The sequence below is a fragment of the Halorussus limi genome (assembly GCF_023238205.1).
GTDB classification, from domain to species: domain Archaea; phylum Halobacteriota; class Halobacteria; order Halobacteriales; family Haladaptataceae; genus Halorussus; species Halorussus limi.
Map to the genome: position 1 here is coordinate 2,372,698 of NZ_CP096659.1, position 17,311 is coordinate 2,390,008.

Sequence of the window (17,311 nt, forward strand, 5' to 3'; positions counted from 1 at the left end):
ATTAGTCGTCAATTCGACTCACCGCGCATGAAAGTCGTCCTGATTGGTGTCGGACAGGCCGGGGGGAAACTCACCCAGCGATTGGCCCAGTACGACCAGAAGATGGGTTTCGGTGCGGTACAGGGAGCGCTCGCGGTCAACTCCGCGAAGGCGGACCTCCGAGAGTTGGACCTCGACACGGTGCTGGTCGGACAGGACCGCGTGAAGGGTCACGGCGTCGGCGGTGACAACGAACTCGGTGCCGAGGTCATGCAGAGCGACGCGACCGAAGTGATGGACGCGCTCGACGGACGCATCACGGCGCAGGCCGAGGCTATCTTCGTCGTCGCGGGACTCGGCGGCGGCACGGGGTCGGGCGGCGTGCCCGTCCTCGCCCGCGAACTCAACCGCGTCTACCAAGTTCCGGTGTACGGACTGGGCGTCCTCCCCGGCCGCGGCGAGGGCGCGATGTATCAGGCCAACGCCGGGCGCTCGCTCAAGACCCTCGTCCGAGAAGCCGACGCGACCCTCCTCATCGACAACGACGCGTGGCACACCTCGGGCGAGAGCATGGGCGAGGCCTTCGAGAAGATAAACCAGAACATCGCCCAGCGCGTCGGTCTGCTGTTCGCGTCGGGCGAAGCGGTCGAGGGCGTCGGCGAGAGCGTCGTCGACTCCAGCGAGGTCATCAACACCCTCCGGTCGGGCGGCATCGCCACGCTCGGATTCGCCAGCGCGGCGGCCGCCGAGAGCGCCGAGGAGAACGTCAACGCCGTCACCTCCATGACTCGGAAGGCCCTCCTCAGCAACCTCAGCCTCCCCAACGCCATCGAGGCCGACTCCGGCCTCCTCGTGGTGGCCGGCCAACCCGAGTCCATCCCGCGGAAGGGCGTCGAGCGCGCCCGGAAGTGGGTCGAACAGGAGACCGGGAGTCTGCAGGTCCGGGGCGGCGACTTCCCGCTGGACAGCGACCGACTCGCGGCGCTCATCCTCCTCGGCGGCGTCGAACGCTCCGAGCGCGTCGAGGAGTTCCTCGAACGCGCGAAGGAGGCGAGCAAGCAGACCGAGGAACCCGACGAGGACCCGGCCGAGAAGTTCCACAACGACCAGCTAGACGACCTGATTTAGCGGCCTCACGCCTTTCGTTTCTCTGCTAACGAATCGTCGTTACGTTCCAAAAAAAGTCGAAAATCCGAAGCCGACGGTCCGTCCGGAGCCGAGTTCAGACCAGACTCCGGCCGTCGAACTCGCCCGCGTCGTACTCCATCTCCATCAGGTCGAGAATCGTCGGCGCGATGTCGTAGAGGTTCACGTCCCGAATCGTCGCGTCGGGGTCGTCCACGAACAGCGAGGCGTTGTCGAAACTGTGCATTCCGTTGCGGGGTCCGTGGCCGAACACGTCGTCGTGACCCTTGAACCCGGCCTTGAGGTCGAAGCCGTGGTTCGGGATGGCGACGAGGTCGGGCGCGATGTCCTCGTGGTCGCCGTGGAACGCCTCCTCCTTCTCGACCACGCGGTCGCAGACCTTCCGGCCCTCGGGGCCTTCGAGGTTCTCGAGCGCCTCCTTGAGTTGGTCGCGCTTCTGTTCGTACTCGCTCTCGGGGACGCTCCCGCGGGGTTCGCGACCCTCAAGGTTGATATAGAACCGGCCGGGAATCAGCGAGTAGGCCTCCGTGTCGTCACTGATGTCGCCCAGACCCTCGTGGTCGTCGTCTTCGTAGGAGAGCCAACCCTCCTGTCGGAGCCACTCGTTGAAGTGGACCTCGTAGTCGAGCGAGGTGAACCCGTGGTCGGAGGCGACCATCATCGTCACGTCGTCGGGGAGGTTCTGGCGAATCTCGCCGAGGTAGCGGTCGACCTTCTCGTAGAAGTCGAGGAACTCCTGTTTGTACTCCATGTCCTCCTCGTAGTGTTTGAACAGGAAGTGGTTCACCCGGTCGGTCGTCATGAAGACGCCGAAGAAGAGGTCCCAGTCGTCCTGCTGGATGTAGTGTTTGAACGCCTCGTAGCGGGCGTCGAGGGTCGCGTGGGCGTTCTCGATGAACTCCTGTTTGTCCTCGTCGTGGCCGAGTTTCGGGTTGGTGTCGAGTCGGTAGTCGATGGACTCGAGGTAGTCGCGCAGTTCGTCGGGGTACGCGGCCTTGTCGATGCCCGGCGAGAGGAAGCCCGAAACCATGCGCTGGACGTTGCGCTGGGGCGGGAAGGTGACGGGGACGTTCATCACGGTGGCGTCCCGACCGGCGTCGTGGACGCGGTCCCAGAGGCGAGTCGCCTGCACGTCGCGACCCATCGGGACGTAGGTGTCGTAAGAGCCGACCTCGCGGTCTTGGAACCCGTACACGCCGGTATTGCCGGGGTTGACCCCGGTCGTCAGGGAGGGCCAGCACGCCGAGGACTCGGGCGGAACGATGCTGTCTATCGCGCCCGAGGAACCTTCCTCGGCGAGGGCAGCCAGATGCTCGAACTCGTCGAAGTGGTCCTCGAGGAAACTGTACGGAACGCCGTCGATACCGAAGAAGGCGACGCGGGGCTTGTCGTCGCCACGAAGCTTGTCGAAGAGACCCATGTATCCCGGTAGAACGGGGGGCTACGTGAAATTTCTTTTCGTAGTCACAGCCATCGACGTGAACGATGATGAAGGATATGGGGTCGAGCCGACGGGTTCGGCGGTCGTTACGAACTCTCGAACGCCTCGAACAGCGCCTTCCGGGTGCTGGCGTCGATGAGCATGTCGAGGGTCTCCTCGTGGTCGCTGTCCACCTGCGCGAACAGGCCGAGAGGCACCCGCGCGGTGGCGGCGTCGGTGTTACCGCCGGTCGTCTCGCTCGTGCCGAACGCCGAGTCGAGGATGTCGAAGGCGTTGGTCCGCACGTCCTCGGCCCGGCAGGAGACGACGATGGTCTCCTCGTGGATGCCGAAGACGGCGGCGGTCGAGACGCCCTCCAGTCGGAGCATCGTGTCGGCGGCCTCTTCGAGCGCGGAGACCGAAGGCACCGACCCGACGTTCGTCACCGCGAAACTCGCCCGGCGCTCGCGGTTGGCGATGGCGTCGCTGATGACGTCGAAGGTGTCGCCGCTCATGCCGGGCGACCGGAGGTCCTCGATGCGTCCGAGGTCGGCGTAGGCGTGGAGGAATCCGGCGGCCTCGTAGTCGTGCTGGCCGTTCGCCCGGCGGAACTCGCGGGTCCCGGCCCGGACGCCGTGGAGGAGCGCGGTGGCGACCCGCTGGTCGGGCACGACGCCCTCCTCCTCCAGCAGGCGCGTGACCGTCGTGGCGGTCGCGCCGTCGTCGGTCGGCGTCACGGTCAGGATGTTCTCCTCGGCGGTCGGTCGATGCCGGACCACCGCGACGACCGGCGGGTTGTTCGAGAGGCGCGGGACCCCGCCGCCGCCCCCGACCGCGATTGCCGCGTCGGCGTCGGTCAACTCGTCGGCCCCGTCGCCGATGACCGAGAGTTCGAGGTCGAAGATGTTACAGAACGTCTTGCTGTCCTCGCCCGTGACCGGCCCTTCCGCGAAGAGGTGAGCGGTGACACCCCACTCGGTCGAGAGCGTCTGCAGGCCCATCGCGGCCGCGAGGGCGTCGATACTCGGCCCCTCGGGGACCACGAGTGCGATGCGATTCTGCCCCGCGACCGTCTGCTTCAGTGCGTCGACCGGTTCGTCCTCGTCTTCCTGTCGCCAATCTGTGACCGACTGGGCAGCGTAGAGAACCAGACCGCCCGAGAACAGGAGCGTCGCGGCTACCACGACCATCTCTGCACCGCCGAGCGCAGACCCGAGAGCCATCGAGTGGGGTTGTTCAGGCCACCTTCAAATAGTTTCGGGCAGGTATCCGGTAGCTGAGACTGTCAGAAAGCGGAAACGGCGGAGAAAAGTGACCGACGGAACGGTCAGGCGAAGTGTTCCTCGTAGAGGTCCATCGCGTGTTCGATGGCGTCCTTCGCCGACTCTTTGTCCTCCCAACCGAGGGTCTCGGTCTGCTTGCCGGCTTCGAGGTTCTTGTAGGTCTCGAAGAACTCGGAAATCTCGTCTTTCTGCTGGTCGGTGAGGTCGTCGACGTCCTGCACGTCGTCGTAGCGCGGGTCTTCCGAGGGGACGGCGATGACCTTGTCGTCCTTTTCGCCGTCGTCGTCCATCTTCATCAGCGCGACCGGACGGGCCTCGACGACGCAGCCGGGGAACGTCTGGTCTTCGACGAGGACCAGCACGTCGAAGGGGTCCTCGTCGTCGTAGTACGATTGCGGGATGAACCCGTAGTCGCTCGGGTAGTGGACGTTGCTGTGGAGGACGCGGTCGAGGACGACGCCGGGGATGTCCTTGTCGTACTCGTACTTGTTTCGCTCGCCTTTGAGACACTCCACGACGGCGTAGATTTCCTCGGGCGGGTTCGGTCCGGTCTCCAAGTCTTCCCAGAGATTAGCCATGTTGCAGTCCGGAATTCCGTCCGAAGTCCGGAAAATCCTTTCGGCATTGCGCTGGTGAAGCCCCCGAAAGCAAGAGGATAATTCCGCGACAGCTACTGGCAATTTCCGGGAGAGTTCCGAAATTACCTAACAATCGGTGGTACGACGACTGTATAACGGGGGAAACTCGAAGCAAGTGAGGAAGGATTAAATACCATCGTGACAAATCGCAGGGTGTCAGAGTCTATGTCAGAGGCACAGACACTCACAGAGACGAGTACAGCACGCAACCTCACCGCCTTCCAGAAGAATATCCTGACCATCCTCTCCGAAGAGCCGATGTACGGACTCGCCATCAAGCGCGAGTTGGAGGACTACTACGGTGAGGAAGTCAATCACGGTCGCCTGTACCCCAACCTCGACACGCTGGTCGAGAAGGGGTACGTCGAGAAGAGTGAACTCGACAAGCGGACCAACCAGTACGAACTGACCGACGAGGGTCTCGCGGTCGTCGTCGACCTCCTCCAGTGGACGCTCTCGAAGTTCGTCACGGACGAGGACCGGTCCGAGCAGATTCGCGACCTCGTCGCGGACAACGAGTAGGAATCTCGTTCTCCCGACGAGACTATTCGTCGGCGACCTCGAACACGAGGTCGATGGATTCTTCAACTACCGCGCGTTGTTCTTCGGTCGGCCACGCGTTCCGCGGGAAGTACTCCGAGAGGAACTCCTCTACCTCGCCGCCGGTCGCCGACTCGACCGGGCGAGCGTAGTGGTTGCCCATGAAGTCGGCGAACGCGGCGGCGTTGTCGCCGTGAACTTCGCCGTGGGCCGACCGGACGCGCGCGGCGATGTCGCGGTTGTGTTCCTCGACAGACTCCCACTCGTCGGGGTCGCCCGGCCCGGACAGCGACACCTCGACGGCGCGGTCGGTGTCCTCGATGCGCTCGGTCCGAATCATTCCGTCTTCGACCCACTCGTCGGGATGGAGGACCAGCGTCTCGCCGGTGTCCTCCTCGCGGACCCGCGCTCTGAACTCGTGGTCGGCGAGCAGTTCGCTTCGCTCCTCGCGGTAGGCGTCGGCCTCGTCGTCGTCCACGGCCTCGCGCGCGAGTCGCGTCAGGCGCTCGGCGCGCTCGACCGTCTCTCTCGGGAGTTGGCCGTCGTCCGGTTCGTCGCCGTTCTCGGTAGCGTCGTCAGAAGGGTGGGTCTCAGGCATCGTCGAGGGCCTCGTTGGCCAGTTTGTCGGCGCGCTCGTTTATCTCTCTCGGGACGTGGCTCAACTCCCAGTCGTCGAAGTCGGCGAGCAGTTCCCGGACGGTCACGCGGCGCTCGCGGAGTTCCGGGTCGTTGGTGTTCCACGCGCCCGTGACTTGCTTGACGATGAGTTCGGAGTCGCCTTTCACCTCGACCGAGTCGAATCCGTAGTCGCGGGCGGCCCGGAGTACTCGAATCAGCGCCTCGTACTCGGCCTGATTGTTCGTCGCGCGACCGATGGTCTCGCCGCCTTCTGCGGCGATGCCGTCGCTGGTGACGATGACCCACCCGACCGACGCGGGCCCCGGATTCCCCCTGCTCGCGCCGTCGAAGTAGAGGTAGGCGTGGCCACCCTCCTCGCGCAGGAGCGTCTCGATGTCCTGCGGGTTCGCGCCCTGAATTACGACCTTGTCGTCGTAGGCGACCGCGTTGGCGTCGCCGTAATCCGCGCGCCACTCCTCGTGGTCGGAGTTGCCCGCCGAAACCTCGACGCCTGCTTCGACAAGTTTCTCCCGCGCGGCGTCCACGTCGCACTCGATGACGGGCATACACGTTGGTCTTCGATAGCCGCATAAACGCTTTCCGATGGCGGTTCGCGGGTCTCGTTTTAATTACCGGCCGGATTCGTAACGAACGGCGCGCGTGACCAATTCTGACCTTCGAGAAACCAGTCATTACCGGCCAAGGGTTTAAGTGCGTCGACACTACTACTATAAAAGTGCGATGACACGGTCCACTCGCCAGCGGGAGCGCCAAGCCGAGGCGGAGCAAACCGAGGACGAATCAGAGGGTGTACGGGAATGTCCCGAATGCGAATCTGATAACCTCGTCAAGAGTTCCGACAGGGCGGAACTCGTGTGTGAAGACTGCGGCCTCGTCGTCGAGGAGGAGCAGATCGACCCCGGTCCTGAGTGGCGCGCGTTCAACCACCAGGAGCGCCAGGAGAAGTCGCGCGTCGGTGCCCCGACCACGCAGACGATGCACGACAAGGGCCTGACGACGACCATCGACTGGAAGGACAAGGACGCTTACGGTCGGTCCATCTCCTCGAAGAAGCGAAGCCAGATGCACCGCCTGCGCAAGTGGCAGGAGCGCATCCGCACGAAGGACGCGGGTGAACGCAACCTCCAGTTCGCGCTCAGCGAAATCGACCGCATGGCCTCGGCGCTCGGCGTCCCGCGGTCGGTCCGGGAGGTGGCGAGCGTCATCTACCGGCGCGCGTTGAAGGAGGACCTCATCCGAGGGCGTTCCATCGAGGGCGTCGCCACCTCCGCGCTCTACGCTGCCTGTCGAAAGGAGGGCATCCCGCGAAGCCTCGAAGAAATCTCGGAAGTATCGCGCGTCGAACGAAAGGAAATCGGTCGAACCTACCGCTACATCTCTCAAGAACTCGGCTTGGAGATGAAACCGGTCGACCCCAAGAAGTACGTCCCGCGGTTCTGTTCTGAACTCGAACTCAGCGAGGAGGTCCAGACCAAGGCCAACGAAATCATCGAGACGACGGCCGAGGAGGGCCTGCTCTCGGGCAAGTCCCCGACGGGTTACGCGGCCGCGGCCATCTACGCCGCGTCGCTGCTCTGCAACGAGAAGAAGACCCAGCGCGAGGTCGCCGACGTGGCGCAGGTGACGGAAGTCACCATCCGCAACCGGTATCAGGAACAGATCGAGGCGATGGGCATCCACAGCTAACGTCTCGACGGACCGTTTTCGACCGACTCCTCGCGGTTTCGGCGACTGGTGGTGTGCGACGGCAACCATCCCGTCGATTTTTGCGGCGCTCTTGTGCGACAGCAATCGGTTCGTCGTCCAGTATCTGCGAAAGGGAGAGCCGAGCGTCCGGATACTTCCCGACAGTCACCGAAAGAGCGGTCCACTGCTGACCCGACGAAGTCGCCGGGGCTACGCCGCTGTCCGTGGGTTCAAATGCGAGGACGGAACCAACCTCGGCCGTGACCTGAGAACTGACGCGGGCGGCCGAGCGAAATCGGCGGTGCGACCGCTCCGCGAGGGATAGCACCACCTGTACGCCACAGCGCGGGACCGCCGTCTCGCGACGAGCGAGTAAGGTTCAAATCGCTCGGGTCCCAAGGAGCGACGAATGCGTCTCGACGAGTACATCGAGGGACTCGGCCCGGACGAGGCCGACCGCAAGCGCCGACTCGCCGAGGAGAAGTCCTACGAGATTCTCGACTACGTCGAACAGGTCGAGGACCGCTTCTCCGAGGTCACGCAGGGCGACTCGCTGTTCGGTAGCACCTCGCCCTCGGTGTTCGTCGGGCGGTCGAACTACCCCAACGTCTCGACCGGCATCCTCTCGCCGGTCGGCGAGGAGGAGCGCGCGGCCGACTTCGCCACGAGCAGCGAGTGGTACGAGCAGGGCCTCGACATCGACAACGTCCTCCAGTACCGGACAGGCCTGCTGAACTCCAACCACTCGGCCGACGTGGACGACGTGAACGACGCGTGGGACGGGTTCGTCGGCACTCAGCGCGAGGTCGCCATCGCCGACCGACCGGTGGACGTGGAAATCGGCCTCTCGAACTCGCTGGACCTCGATTTGGACGTGGACGACGTGACAACTCCGACCGGCCCCTCGGCGCGGGCGACTTCCGCGGACCTCGCGGAGAACCCCCACGTCCCCCGGCCGGTCAAGAAGACCCTCGAAGACGACGACTGGCAGGCGCAGGGCGCGATGACCTACCTCTACCGCCGGGGCTTCGACGTCTACGACATCAACGACATCCTCTCGGCGGGTGCACTCGGTCGGGGACAGAACCGCCGACTCGTGCCGACCCGGTGGTCCATCACCGCGGTCGACGACACCATCGGCCAGTATCTCCGGGGCCAGATTCGGGACCGCCAGAGCATCGACGAGACTCAGGTCTGGGTCAACGAGTACATGGGCAACCGTTACTGGGTCGTCCTGACGCCCGGCCAGTGGGAGTACGAACTCGTGGAGATGAAGGCGCCGGGCAGCATCTGGAATCAGGACCCCACCGGCGAGACGTGGATGGGGAGCGCCCACGAGGGCTACGAGGGTCGGACCGGGTACGTCGACGAGACCGCCGGGGCCTACTACGCGTCCCGACTCGCGGTCCTCGAACACCTCGAATCGGTCGGTCGGCAGGCCAAGTGCCTCGTCCTCCGGGAGGTCTCGGACGACTACTGGGCGCCGGTCGGCGTCTGGCAGATTCGCGAGAGCGTCCGCAACGCCTTCGAGGGTGAGTTCGGCGAGGCAGAGACGTTCCACGGGGCAGTCCGCGAAATCGCCCCACAGCTACCGGTCTCGCTCGCCGACCTCCGGCGCAAGTCCCACATGCTCTCGGGCCTGCAGGCGAACCTCGCGGACTTCTCCTGACGGTCCGCCGGTCACGTGAGAAGACTTATTCCGCTCCTCGAACCAGTTCCGGACATGGTTCCCCTGTTCGGTCCCGTCCCCGGCGGGATGGAAATCGCGGTGATTCTGCTCGTCGCACTGCTCGTGTTCGGCCTGCCAATCGTCCTCATCGGCGGCGGTCTCGTCCTCTACCGAGAGACGCAGTCGGACGGCCCCGCGAGCGAGGAGGTCGAATCGCTCCGCCGGGAGGTCCGACACCTCCGCGAGGAGATAGACGAGTTGGACGACCGCCAGTAGTCAGGCCGTCTCGAGGTTCGCCCACGCTTCTTCGACCAGTTCGCCCGTCTCGGTCACGATGTCCTCCCACTCCTCGTTGTCGGGGGCCATTCCGACCAACCGAGCGATTCGCATGATGCTGACGTGGTAGACAGTCTGTCTGCCGGGTTCCTCCTGCCAGATAACGACGTTACACGGGAACAGCGCGCCGATGCGGTTGTCGCTGGCGCCGAGCGCCCGGTCGGCCATGTTGGGATTGCACGCGCCGAGCACGTAGTAGTGGTCGTGGTCCGCGTCCTCGACTTTCTCGTTGAGGAGTTCCGATGGCGAGAACTCTTCGGGGACGCCGAACCCGGCGTCGGTGAACGCCTCGCGGACGTGTTCGACCGCTTGCTCGTGGTCCATCTCCAGGGTCGCGCGCTTCTCGCCGATGTCTTCGCCGTCGAGTGCCGTGGGGTCGATTGGAAGAGTCATACAATATCGCTTGGTCGCCGAGCGTGAAAAGTGCGCCCCTCGCGGCCGTCGACGTTCGGAACGTCGAGCGGCGTCGGGGGACTCCGTCGTCAGAGCGGAATCGGGAGCCACTGAAGCCACCGAATTACTCGCTCGGGAGCCAACAGCGGCGGGTGGAGAACCAGCCAGTCCAACAGGGCCAGTCCGACGCCGTGGGCGACGACCGACGGCAGGATGGAGTTGCTCTTGTAGTCCACCGCGCCGAACAACACGTCGGTCGGTCCCGACAGCGCGAGTTCGATGGGCGGCTTGTAGAGGTGATGGAACGCGTACACGACCGGGCTGATGAAGACGCTCTTGAACCCGATTTCGCGCACGCCGACGCAGAGCAGGCCACGGTAGTACGTCTCTGCGGCGAGCGCGATGACGAACTGCATCACCGCGTGCGGGAGGAACTGCGCGAGCGCGGGGCTGGTCTCCCACATCGGATAGTACGCCCGAATCGTCGGGAGCGACGACCCGACGACGTAGAACGGGAGGACGAACAGCGAGAGCAGGACGGTGTTGCGAACCGCGGTGCGGTCCACACGATACCCGAGGTGGCGGCCGTGCCGGACCGCCAGCGCGAGCGGAGCGAGAATGTAGACGACGGTGTCCCGGACGAGTCGCTCGTTCAGTCCGCGCACGTCCCACGCCATCCAGATTGCAGTCAGGACTGCCCCGGCGACGAGCGCGCGCTGGACCCAACTCAGGCGGGCGACGCCCCGGCGGACCGACCGAGCGACCGACACGCTACTCGCTCGCGGTCGGGACCGGGCCGGTGCCGGTCGCGTCGCGGACCAGTTCGAGGAACTCCTGGCGACTCTGGAAGTAGCTCTCGTCGACCCGTTCGAGCAGGTCGGCCAGTTTGCGCGGACCGTCGGGCGTCCGAACGGTCACGCCCTCCTCCTTCCGGAGGATTTCGCTCTTCTGGACCGGCCAGTGGAGGCGCGAGGCGACGCGAGCGAGCGGCGCACCCTCGACGGGTTCGCCGTCGCCGAGTTCGACGGCAGGCTCTGCTTCTTCCTCGTTGTCGTCAGCCATACGCCGAGATTCGAATCCCTCGGGATTAGAGTTTTCGGAACGACCTTTCCGGGAATCTCGGTCCGTGCGCCGGTCGGCCGGGCGGTCGATACTCGACGGCGGGCGTCGAGTGGTCGGTACTGTGCGCCGGGCGTCGAGCAATCTGTACTGTCGCGCTGAATAGCGAACTACTCGCGGACGACGACGTAGCCGTCGCTGTAGACGGTGACTTCGTAGTCGAGGAGCGTGAATACGACGTGACCGCTACCGCGTGGTATCCCGTTATGTCGGTCTCCAAATAGGTTGTCGAGTGCGTCGGGGTCTATCTGGTCGTAGAGAGGTGTTCCGAGTTCGGCGGGTTCGAGGTCCGCGGCGTCTGCGACCGCCTCGATGACCGCGGTGCTCAGGGGTTCGTCGCGGTCGTAGGTCGCGCTCTCGGTGACTTCGTGGGTGTCGTTAGGGTTCTCGATAACGTTTTCACTCATATGTCATCTTCCTCCGTTCGGCAGGCGCTACTCAACCTTGCCGCAGCATAGCATAAAAAATCTCCGCAACGAATTTGAAAAAGTTGTCTCGGTGTCAATACCGTCGCAGGGGTCGTTGAGATTACGGTCGGTCCGCGGCGATGTCTCGGATGGCTCCGGCGAGTACGTCGATGCCGACGGCGAGCGAGTCCTCGTCCACGTCGAAGGTGGCGGTGTGGTGGCCGCCCGGATGGTCGGTGCCGACGCCGACGTAGGCCGCCTTCCCACCGTTCTGCTGGACGGCCCGCATCAGATAGGTCGCGTCCTCGCTCCCGCCGAGTTCGTCGCGGTGGACCACGTTCTCGACGCCGGCGGTCTCGCCCGCCACGTCGCCGACGACCGAGACGAGTTCCTCGTCGCTCTCGGCGCTCGGGGCCTCGCCGTTGGTCGTAATATCGACCTCACAGCCGTGCATCTCGGCCGCGGATTCGAGGACGCGCTCGGCGCGCTCCTTCATGTAATCTTTGAGTTCGGTCGTCTCGCCGCGGACCTCGCCCTCGACGAAGGCCTCCTCGGGAATGATGTTGGTCGCGGTGCCGCCGCCGACCTGCCCCGCGTTCACGCGGGTCGCACCGTCCTCGTGACGCGGAATAGCGTAGAGGTTCTGGACCGCGGTCGCCATCGCCTGCACCGCGTTCTCGCCCTCGTTGGGTTCCCCGCCCGCGTGGGCGGGTTCGCCCGAGAACTCGGCCCGGAAGTGGCTGACCGCGAGGAAGCCGTCGAGACCCGCGACGACTTCGCCGGTCGGGTGGTCGAGACCGACGTGGGCCGCCAGCAGATAGTCCACGTCGGCGAGGTGGTCGCTCTCGGCCATCGACTTCCCGCCGGCTATCATCTCCTCGCCGGGTTGGAAGAACACCTTGAGCGTCCCCTCGAAGTCGCTGTCTTTGATGGCCTCGACGACGCCCAATCCGATGGTCGCGTGGGCGTCGTGGCCGCAGGCGTGCATCGCGCCCTCGTGTTCAGACCGGAACCCCTCGGCGGCGGGTTCGTGGTCGTCGTCGGTCGATTCCTCCCGGAGCAGACCGTCGATGTCCACTCGGAGGCCGACCGTGGGGCCGTCGCCGCGTTCTAGGACCGCGACGGCGCCGGTGTAGCCACCCTCCAGTTGCCGGAGTACGTCCTCGTCCGCGCCCGTCTCGTGGGCCTGCTCGTACCACTCGTCCAGTTCCTCGTCGTCGGGGACGGCCATGCGAGCGTCCTCGGCGATGGCGTCAGGGCCGACGTAGAGGTCGTCCACGCCGATGCGTTCGAGTTCTTCTACGATTCTGGCGGTCGTGTAGAACTCGCGCCACGCGGGTTCGGGGTGTCGGTGGAGGTCGCGTCGAATCTCTACCAGTCGGTCGCGTTCGGCCTGTTGGCTCATGTTCGTGCGGAGGGACGCCGGGGGCTTAAGTGCTTGAGGCCCGGCAACCCCGGACGCTACTGGGCGACTGCACGGAGCCGATTGCCGGGATAATTGACACTAACCGGCCGCCGGAGAACTATCAGAGCGCTGTTGGCGGTGTGTTGACAGTATCTGGCGCCGGAGGAGTGGGTTCTTGTACCCGGCATGAATACACTCCCGCGAGAGTATGGTTGACAAGGGAGACGACCCACCGAAAGAAGAAGACGTCGCAGAGGAATTGGCAGACGCTAGAGAGGCACGCAGCGAGTCTCGCATCGAGTTCTACGGCGGCCCGGCGGCCAGCGCCATCCCCATCGCGCTGTTCATCGCGTGGGCCATCTTCCAGACCGGACTCCTCCGGATCAGTGACACGACCGGACTCGTCGCGGGGATGCTCGTCTCGCTCATCGTCGGCATGTTCTTCGCCAAGGGCGACTGGGCGACCTACGCCAACACCATCTTCGAGGGGATGACCCAGCGCGTGGCCGCGACGGCCATCGTGGCGTGGCTCTGGGCGGGCATGTTCGCCCAGACGATTCAGGACGGCCAGTTCGTCGGCGGTCTCGTGTGGGCCGCCGACGCCCTGTCGGTCGGTCCGACGCTGTTCCCCGCGGTCACCTTCATCCTCGCGGCCCTGCTCGCGACCGGCATCGGGACGGGTTACGGGACGACCATCGCGTTCTCGGGGCTGTTCTTCCCCGCCGGCGTGCTCGTGGGCGCGAACCCGGTCCTGCTGTTCGGAGCCATCCTGTCGGGCGCGGTGTTCGGCGACAACCTCGCGCCGGTCAGCGACACGACCATCGTGAGCGCGGTGACGCAGGACAGCGACATTGGCGGCGTGGTGGCGTCCCGGTTCAAGTACGCCATCGTCGCCGCGGTCCTCGCGTTCGTCAGCTACCTCGTGGCGGGGTCGGTGATGCCCACCGTCGACGTGGCGGGGGCCGCTAACGTGCTGGGCGAGCAGGCCGAACCGCTCGGTCTGGTCCACCTAGTCTCCATCGGCGTCGTCATCTTCACCGCGGTCCGCGGCCGCCACATCGTGGAGGCCATCTCGTGGGGCATCGTCGTCGCGGCGGTCGCCAACGTCGCGTTCGGCCTCGCGTCGGTCTCCAAGATGCTCGTGTTCCGCGCGCCCGAGAACGTCGCCGCGGCCGAGTCGCTCTCGTGGCTCCCCTTCCTGACGACGGTTCCGGCCGGGTCGGATCAGGTCGGCGTCGGCGGGAGCCTCTACGCCGGCGCGGCGGGCTTCTTCCCGCTCATCGTGCTCACGCTACTCATCGTGGCCGGGGCGCGCATCATGATTCGGGGCGGCGGCTTCGAGGCGATTCAGAACTTCCTGCTCGAACGGGTCGCCACCAACGTCCGGCGCGCCGAGACCACGATGGTGCTGGGCACCGCGTCGGTCAACGCGATGATAACCATCAACACCGCCGCCGAAATCGCCATCGCGCCGTACGTCGCGCGCATCGGCGAGCGGTTCAACGTCAACGGGTACCGGCGCGCGAACATCCTCGACGCCAACACCTCGGCGCTCGGCTACATCTTCCCGTGGGCGGGCGGCGTCCTCGTGGGCTACGTCCAGATTCAGTCGCTGGTCGGGTCCGAGAACTTCCAGTGGTTCACCCGCGAATTCGTGGTCAATCCCGCGGAGGTCTGGCCGTTCGTCTTCCACGGCTGGTTCCTGTTCGGGGTGTTCGTCGTCTCGGCGCTGACCGGGTTCGGACTGGAGTACACCACCGACCGCGAGTCCGAGGAGGTGGCGCGCGTATGAGCCTCCGAAAGAAGTACTTCGCCGGTCTAGGCTTCCGGACGAACAAGCCCGAGTTCGAACCGGGCGAGGAGATTTCGGCGTTCGTGACGGGCCACGACGGCGACGCGCCCGTCGCGCGCATCGGCGACACGATTCTCCGAGTCGAAGGCGCGCCCGGAAACGCGCTCGACACCCGCATCAGACTCCGCGTCGAGGAGTTCGACGACAACGACCACCGCGGAACGGCGACGTATCTGGAGACGGTCGGCCAGTCGTCGTTCTGAGCGCGACGCCTATTTTTCCGCTGTGCGACCGGTTGTTCGCCGGCGACACCACTACTCTGGCGGTCAAGTAACGAAAAGTGTAGTCTTCGAGATGCTGCGCGTTCTCTCGGCGCGCCGGCAGAAATCCAGAACTTAGGCCATCTGCTCGACCTGCTTCAGTTCGGCCTCGACGTGGACGCCGTCCGGGAAGTCGAACTCGGTCACTTGTCGCGCCAGTTCGTTGTGGCCGACGATTTCCATCTCGCGAGTGTACACCGTGTAGTCCCACGACCGGAACTGTCGATGTTCGTCGCCAGCGGTCGATTTGTACTGCGGGACGCTGAGTCGTTCCGGCGGGGCGGAGTGGGGCCCGCGGAGTTCCGCGCCCTTTCGTTCTGCTGTCGAGCGAATCTCGTCCACGATGCGGTCCAGAGCCGGGCGGTTCCCGCTCTGAAGCCGGATTTTGGTTACGAAGGTCATGGCTGGGGGTTCGGTGTCGATGTTCTTCAGCATCGAGGTACGTAAAACGTCTGTTCTCGTCGCGGGCCGGGTCGGCCGCGCCGATTTCCGAGTGCGTTCGGCGACCGACCTCGTCCGGCACAGTCCGCTCTAGAACCGAACTCGCTCACGAGTGACGCCGCTCTGCAATCGAACTCACTCTCCAGCGACCTCCATCCGTAAACGACTCCGCCTGTAGCCGACCGTCTCGGGGACTCACCTCACCGCCCGAACGGCGACTCAACGCCTCTACGGACGGATATGGCGACTTTCCGAAGTCAGGTTTCACCGGCTGGCCAGTCAGGGTCGGCGCTCGCGGGTTCTCCGACATTCTCTTAACCGACGGCCGTTTATACTCCGGTAAATGACGGTTGAAGCTACGAGCGCGGGTGCGATCCTCTACCGGGATACCCGCGGTCGCCGGGAATACCTCCTCCTCAAGTCCCGTCCGGGCGACTGGGAGTTCCCCAAGGGCGGCGTAGAGGGGGACGAAGAGTTACAGCAGACAGCTATCCGCGAAGTGAAAGAAGAGGCCGGAATCAAGGACTTCCGTCTCCTCGACGGCTTCCGCGACGACTACGACTACGTCTTCGAGGCCAACGGCAACACCATCCACAAGACGGTCCACCTGTTCATCGCCAAGTCCTACGAGGCGAGCGCGGAACTGTCCCACGAACACCGCGACCACCAGTGGCGCGACTACGACCAGGCCATCAACACCATCACGCAGGACGGCCCGCGCGAAATCCTCGAAGACGCCCACGAGTTCCTCAACGAGAAAGAGGGGGACGACGCGTAGTCCGGCCGTCGGTTATCACCGCACCGAATCGTTCTCGTTCTTTCGGGCGCGTCGAGCGACCGCTTCGCTGCTCGACGACGGTCCGCTCGGGTTCCGAATCACTTAGGCCGCGTCGCTCCGAACGCCGACCGTGAGCGACGCGGACGCCGACCCCGAGTTCGTCTTCGAGTTGCGGACCTGCCGGTGGGCCGAGCGCGAGTGGCCGCCCGGCGCGGACGACGACGCCGACAGCGACCGCTCCGACTCCACGCCCGCCATCGTCGCCCGGCAACTCGGCACCAAGCGCAGGCGGTGGGACACCATCGTCGTGGAGGTGGACCCCGAGGGGTTCCGCCGGCGCGCGAACTTCGGCCGCGAGCGCCTCGACTCGGACCTGCTCGACGTGATACCCCACGCGCCGGCGGAGTGGGAGTACTACCGCGAAGCGCTCCCCGACCCCGGCTACCCGTGGCGCTACGTCCGCGAGGCCATCCACCGCGCCGACGACCGCGGGATTCTGGAGACGCGAAAGCGGAACAACCGCATCGAGATTCGCCGGAAGTGGGCCTACCCCGACTGGGTCGAGCGCATCGTCGCCGTCGAGAACAAACCGGACTTGGACGCCAGCGCGGCCCGCGACCTCGCCGCGCAACTGGAGTACGACGTCGCGCTCTCGCTGGCCGACGAGGTCTGGGTCGCCACTCGCTCGACCGGCGACCGGGTCGAACCCGCCCTGCTGGAGAGCGTGCCCGTCGAGGCGGGCATCCTGACGCTTGACAGCGAGGCGCGGAGCGGCGCGGACCCGCGAGCGAGCGTCGAGTGGTTCCCCCGGAGCCTCGACGTGGACGCGCCGGGGACGCTGATTCGCGAACGCGGCGAGGAGACCGAGTACGGTAGCTCCGCCGCCCAGTTCGAGTACGCCGACCCCGAGTGGAAGGCCCACAAGCGCCTCGAAATCGCCGAACGCGCCTACGAGAAGGGGTGGCGCGCGTACGCCGAGACCATGCGGCCTGACTGCCGGCACTTCCGGTTGCGCAGGGAGGGCCGGACGCTCCTGCCGTTCTGCCCCGCGAAGGACTGCCACCAGACCAGTTCGGAGTGCTCGGGGTCGTGCCCCGAGTTCTCGCCCGAACCGCCTCAGTGGCGCACGCGAGGGTGGCCCATCGAGGGCGGGCCGGGAAAGGGGATTCGGCGGCTGTTGGAGGAGCGGCGCGAGCGCAATCGCCCCGAGTAGTCGGGGAGCGACCCCGACGCCGTCGGGAGCGCGGCGCACACCCGTTTTAGAGGACCCTACCTGTTACGAAATGCACACCAAGGACTTTTGCTCTGAGCGGGGACGGG

General features: G+C 65.4%; 20 protein-coding genes. 9 read left to right on the plus strand and 11 right to left on the minus strand.

The features are described 5' to 3' along the window. Positions 1 to 27: 27 nt before the first annotated feature. Positions 28 to 1,107: a tubulin/FtsZ family protein gene (locus tag M0R89_RS12285; protein WP_248649378.1), complete on the plus strand. Its 1,080-nt coding sequence runs from the start codon at positions 28 to 30 to the stop codon at positions 1,105 to 1,107. A 94-nt stretch (positions 1,108 to 1,201) separates the two neighbouring features. Here the strand turns inward: M0R89_RS12285 and M0R89_RS12290 are convergent, their stop codons facing one another. From M0R89_RS12290 to M0R89_RS12300, 3 genes are all read right to left on the minus strand, one after another. Continuing rightward, entirely contained in the window at positions 1,202 to 2,545 is a 1,344-nt protein-coding gene (locus M0R89_RS12290) for an alkaline phosphatase family protein (RefSeq protein WP_248649379.1), read from the minus strand. 107 nt (positions 2,546 to 2,652) lie between these two features. Next, the gene (locus M0R89_RS12295; protein WP_248649380.1) at positions 2,653 to 3,768 is read right to left on the minus strand and encodes a DHH family phosphoesterase; all 1,116 of its coding nucleotides are present in this window, start codon (positions 3,766 to 3,768) and stop codon (positions 2,653 to 2,655) included. Between the two features lie 104 nt (positions 3,769 to 3,872). Further along, positions 3,873 to 4,406, minus strand: a complete 534-nt coding sequence (locus M0R89_RS12300; protein ID WP_248649381.1) for an inorganic diphosphatase — start codon at positions 4,404 to 4,406, stop codon at positions 3,873 to 3,875. Positions 4,407 to 4,631: 225 nt separating this feature from the next. Here M0R89_RS12300 and M0R89_RS12305 point away from each other — a divergent pair, with 225 nt between their 5' ends. After that, entirely contained in the window at positions 4,632 to 4,988 is a 357-nt protein-coding gene (locus M0R89_RS12305; RefSeq protein WP_248649382.1) for a PadR family transcriptional regulator, read from the plus strand. Between the two features lie 22 nt (positions 4,989 to 5,010). On the opposite strand, the gene M0R89_RS12310 is transcribed toward M0R89_RS12305, so the two are convergent. Continuing rightward, a complete protein-coding gene (locus tag M0R89_RS12310) occupies positions 5,011 to 5,604 on the minus strand; it encodes a DUF7108 family protein (RefSeq protein ID WP_248649383.1) in 594 nt (197 codons plus the stop codon). Continuing rightward, a complete protein-coding gene (rnhA, locus tag M0R89_RS12315) occupies positions 5,597 to 6,190 on the minus strand; it encodes a ribonuclease HI (protein WP_248649384.1) in 594 nt (197 codons plus the stop codon). The genes M0R89_RS12310 and rnhA overlap by 8 nt, the downstream gene beginning before the upstream one ends. Before the next feature lie 175 nt (positions 6,191 to 6,365). Between rnhA and M0R89_RS12320 the strand changes: the two genes are divergently transcribed. The 3 genes from M0R89_RS12320 to M0R89_RS12330 all read left to right on the plus strand — a co-directional run bounded on the left by M0R89_RS12320 (position 6,366) and on the right by M0R89_RS12330 (position 9,276). Then, positions 6,366 to 7,331, plus strand: a complete 966-nt coding sequence (locus M0R89_RS12320) for a transcription initiation factor IIB (RefSeq protein ID WP_248649385.1) — start codon at positions 6,366 to 6,368, stop codon at positions 7,329 to 7,331. 409 nt (positions 7,332 to 7,740) lie between these two features. Continuing rightward, a complete protein-coding gene (gene nreA / locus M0R89_RS12325; protein ID WP_248649386.1) occupies positions 7,741 to 9,000 on the plus strand; it encodes a DNA repair protein NreA in 1,260 nt (419 codons plus the stop codon). 54 nt (positions 9,001 to 9,054) lie between these two features. Continuing rightward, a complete protein-coding gene (locus tag M0R89_RS12330) occupies positions 9,055 to 9,276 on the plus strand; it encodes a hypothetical protein (protein WP_248649387.1) in 222 nt (73 codons plus the stop codon). Here M0R89_RS12330 and M0R89_RS12335 read toward each other — a convergent pair whose 3' ends face one another. The 5 genes from M0R89_RS12335 to M0R89_RS12355 all read right to left on the minus strand — a co-directional run bounded on the left by M0R89_RS12335 (position 9,277) and on the right by M0R89_RS12355 (position 12,660). Then, on the minus strand, positions 9,277 to 9,729 hold the full coding sequence (locus M0R89_RS12335) for a DUF302 domain-containing protein (protein ID WP_248649388.1): 453 nt from the start codon (positions 9,727 to 9,729) through the stop codon (positions 9,277 to 9,279). Between the two features lie 89 nt (positions 9,730 to 9,818). After that, the gene (locus tag M0R89_RS12340) at positions 9,819 to 10,406 is read right to left on the minus strand and encodes a CPBP family intramembrane glutamic endopeptidase (RefSeq protein WP_368408873.1); all 588 of its coding nucleotides are present in this window, start codon (positions 10,404 to 10,406) and stop codon (positions 9,819 to 9,821) included. Between the two features lie 94 nt (positions 10,407 to 10,500). Continuing rightward, the gene (locus M0R89_RS12345; RefSeq protein ID WP_248649390.1) at positions 10,501 to 10,791 is read right to left on the minus strand and encodes a DUF5789 family protein; all 291 of its coding nucleotides are present in this window, start codon (positions 10,789 to 10,791) and stop codon (positions 10,501 to 10,503) included. A 167-nt stretch (positions 10,792 to 10,958) separates the two neighbouring features. Then, positions 10,959 to 11,255: a DdfA family disk-determining factor gene (ddfA, locus tag M0R89_RS12350; RefSeq protein WP_248649391.1), complete on the minus strand. Its 297-nt coding sequence runs from the start codon at positions 11,253 to 11,255 to the stop codon at positions 10,959 to 10,961. Between the two features lie 121 nt (positions 11,256 to 11,376). After that, positions 11,377 to 12,660: an amidohydrolase gene (locus M0R89_RS12355; RefSeq protein ID WP_248649392.1), complete on the minus strand. Its 1,284-nt coding sequence runs from the start codon at positions 12,658 to 12,660 to the stop codon at positions 11,377 to 11,379. 208 nt (positions 12,661 to 12,868) lie between these two features. Between M0R89_RS12355 and M0R89_RS12360 the strand changes: the two genes are divergently transcribed. Continuing rightward, positions 12,869 to 14,452: a Na+/H+ antiporter NhaC family protein gene (locus tag M0R89_RS12360; RefSeq protein WP_248649393.1), complete on the plus strand. Its 1,584-nt coding sequence runs from the start codon at positions 12,869 to 12,871 to the stop codon at positions 14,450 to 14,452. Continuing rightward, entirely contained in the window at positions 14,449 to 14,715 is a 267-nt protein-coding gene (locus M0R89_RS12365; RefSeq protein ID WP_248649394.1) for a DUF7513 family protein, read from the plus strand. The genes M0R89_RS12360 and M0R89_RS12365 overlap by 4 nt, the downstream gene beginning before the upstream one ends. A gap of 132 nt (positions 14,716 to 14,847) precedes the next feature. Here M0R89_RS12365 and M0R89_RS12370 read toward each other — a convergent pair whose 3' ends face one another. Then, positions 14,848 to 15,174, minus strand: a complete 327-nt coding sequence (locus M0R89_RS12370; RefSeq protein ID WP_248649395.1) for an uS10/mL48 family ribosomal protein — start codon at positions 15,172 to 15,174, stop codon at positions 14,848 to 14,850. 382 nt (positions 15,175 to 15,556) lie between these two features. Between M0R89_RS12370 and M0R89_RS12375 the strand changes: the two genes are divergently transcribed. Further along, a complete protein-coding gene (locus M0R89_RS12375) occupies positions 15,557 to 15,991 on the plus strand; it encodes a bis(5'-nucleosyl)-tetraphosphatase (RefSeq protein WP_248649396.1) in 435 nt (144 codons plus the stop codon). A gap of 130 nt (positions 15,992 to 16,121) precedes the next feature. Beyond that, positions 16,122 to 17,204, plus strand: coding sequence for a DUF5787 family protein (locus M0R89_RS12380; protein WP_248649397.1), 1,083 nt, complete (start codon positions 16,122 to 16,124; stop codon positions 17,202 to 17,204). Positions 17,205 to 17,311: the final 107 nt, after the last annotated feature.

Bases quoted from the DNA above. Each gene is read 5' to 3' on its own strand.
- M0R89_RS12365 (WP_248649394.1), top strand. From the start codon at position 14,449: ATGAGCCTCCGAAAGAAGTACTTCGCCGGTCTAGGCTTCCGGACGAAC.
- M0R89_RS12305 (WP_248649382.1), top strand. From the start codon at position 4,632: ATGTCAGAGGCACAGACACTCACAGAGACGAGTACAGCACGCAACCTC.
- M0R89_RS12345 (WP_248649390.1), bottom strand. From the start codon at position 10,791: ATGGCTGACGACAACGAGGAAGAAGCAGAGCCTGCCGTCGAACTCGGC.
- rnhA (WP_248649384.1), bottom strand. From the start codon at position 6,190: ATGCCCGTCATCGAGTGCGACGTGGACGCCGCGCGGGAGAAACTTGTC.
- M0R89_RS12320 (WP_248649385.1), top strand. From the start codon at position 6,366: ATGACACGGTCCACTCGCCAGCGGGAGCGCCAAGCCGAGGCGGAGCAA.
- M0R89_RS12285 (WP_248649378.1), top strand. From the start codon at position 28: ATGAAAGTCGTCCTGATTGGTGTCGGACAGGCCGGGGGGAAACTCACC.
- ddfA (WP_248649391.1), bottom strand. From the start codon at position 11,255: ATGAGTGAAAACGTTATCGAGAACCCTAACGACACCCACGAAGTCACC.
- M0R89_RS12290 (WP_248649379.1), bottom strand. From the start codon at position 2,545: ATGGGTCTCTTCGACAAGCTTCGTGGCGACGACAAGCCCCGCGTCGCC.
- M0R89_RS12335 (WP_248649388.1), bottom strand. From the start codon at position 9,729: ATGACTCTTCCAATCGACCCCACGGCACTCGACGGCGAAGACATCGGC.
- M0R89_RS12355 (WP_248649392.1), bottom strand. From the start codon at position 12,660: ATGAGCCAACAGGCCGAACGCGACCGACTGGTAGAGATTCGACGCGAC.
- M0R89_RS12330 (WP_248649387.1), top strand. From the start codon at position 9,055: ATGGTTCCCCTGTTCGGTCCCGTCCCCGGCGGGATGGAAATCGCGGTG.
- M0R89_RS12375 (WP_248649396.1), top strand. From the start codon at position 15,557: ATGACGGTTGAAGCTACGAGCGCGGGTGCGATCCTCTACCGGGATACC.
- M0R89_RS12300 (WP_248649381.1), bottom strand. From the start codon at position 4,406: ATGGCTAATCTCTGGGAAGACTTGGAGACCGGACCGAACCCGCCCGAG.
- M0R89_RS12340 (WP_368408873.1), bottom strand. From the start codon at position 10,406: ATGGCGTGGGACGTGCGCGGACTGAACGAGCGACTCGTCCGGGACACC.
- M0R89_RS12370 (WP_248649395.1), bottom strand. From the start codon at position 15,174: ATGACCTTCGTAACCAAAATCCGGCTTCAGAGCGGGAACCGCCCGGCT.
- M0R89_RS12360 (WP_248649393.1), top strand. From the start codon at position 12,869: ATGGTTGACAAGGGAGACGACCCACCGAAAGAAGAAGACGTCGCAGAG.
- M0R89_RS12295 (WP_248649380.1), bottom strand. From the start codon at position 3,768: ATGGCTCTCGGGTCTGCGCTCGGCGGTGCAGAGATGGTCGTGGTAGCC.
- nreA (WP_248649386.1), top strand. From the start codon at position 7,741: ATGCGTCTCGACGAGTACATCGAGGGACTCGGCCCGGACGAGGCCGAC.
- M0R89_RS12310 (WP_248649383.1), bottom strand. From the start codon at position 5,604: ATGCCTGAGACCCACCCTTCTGACGACGCTACCGAGAACGGCGACGAA.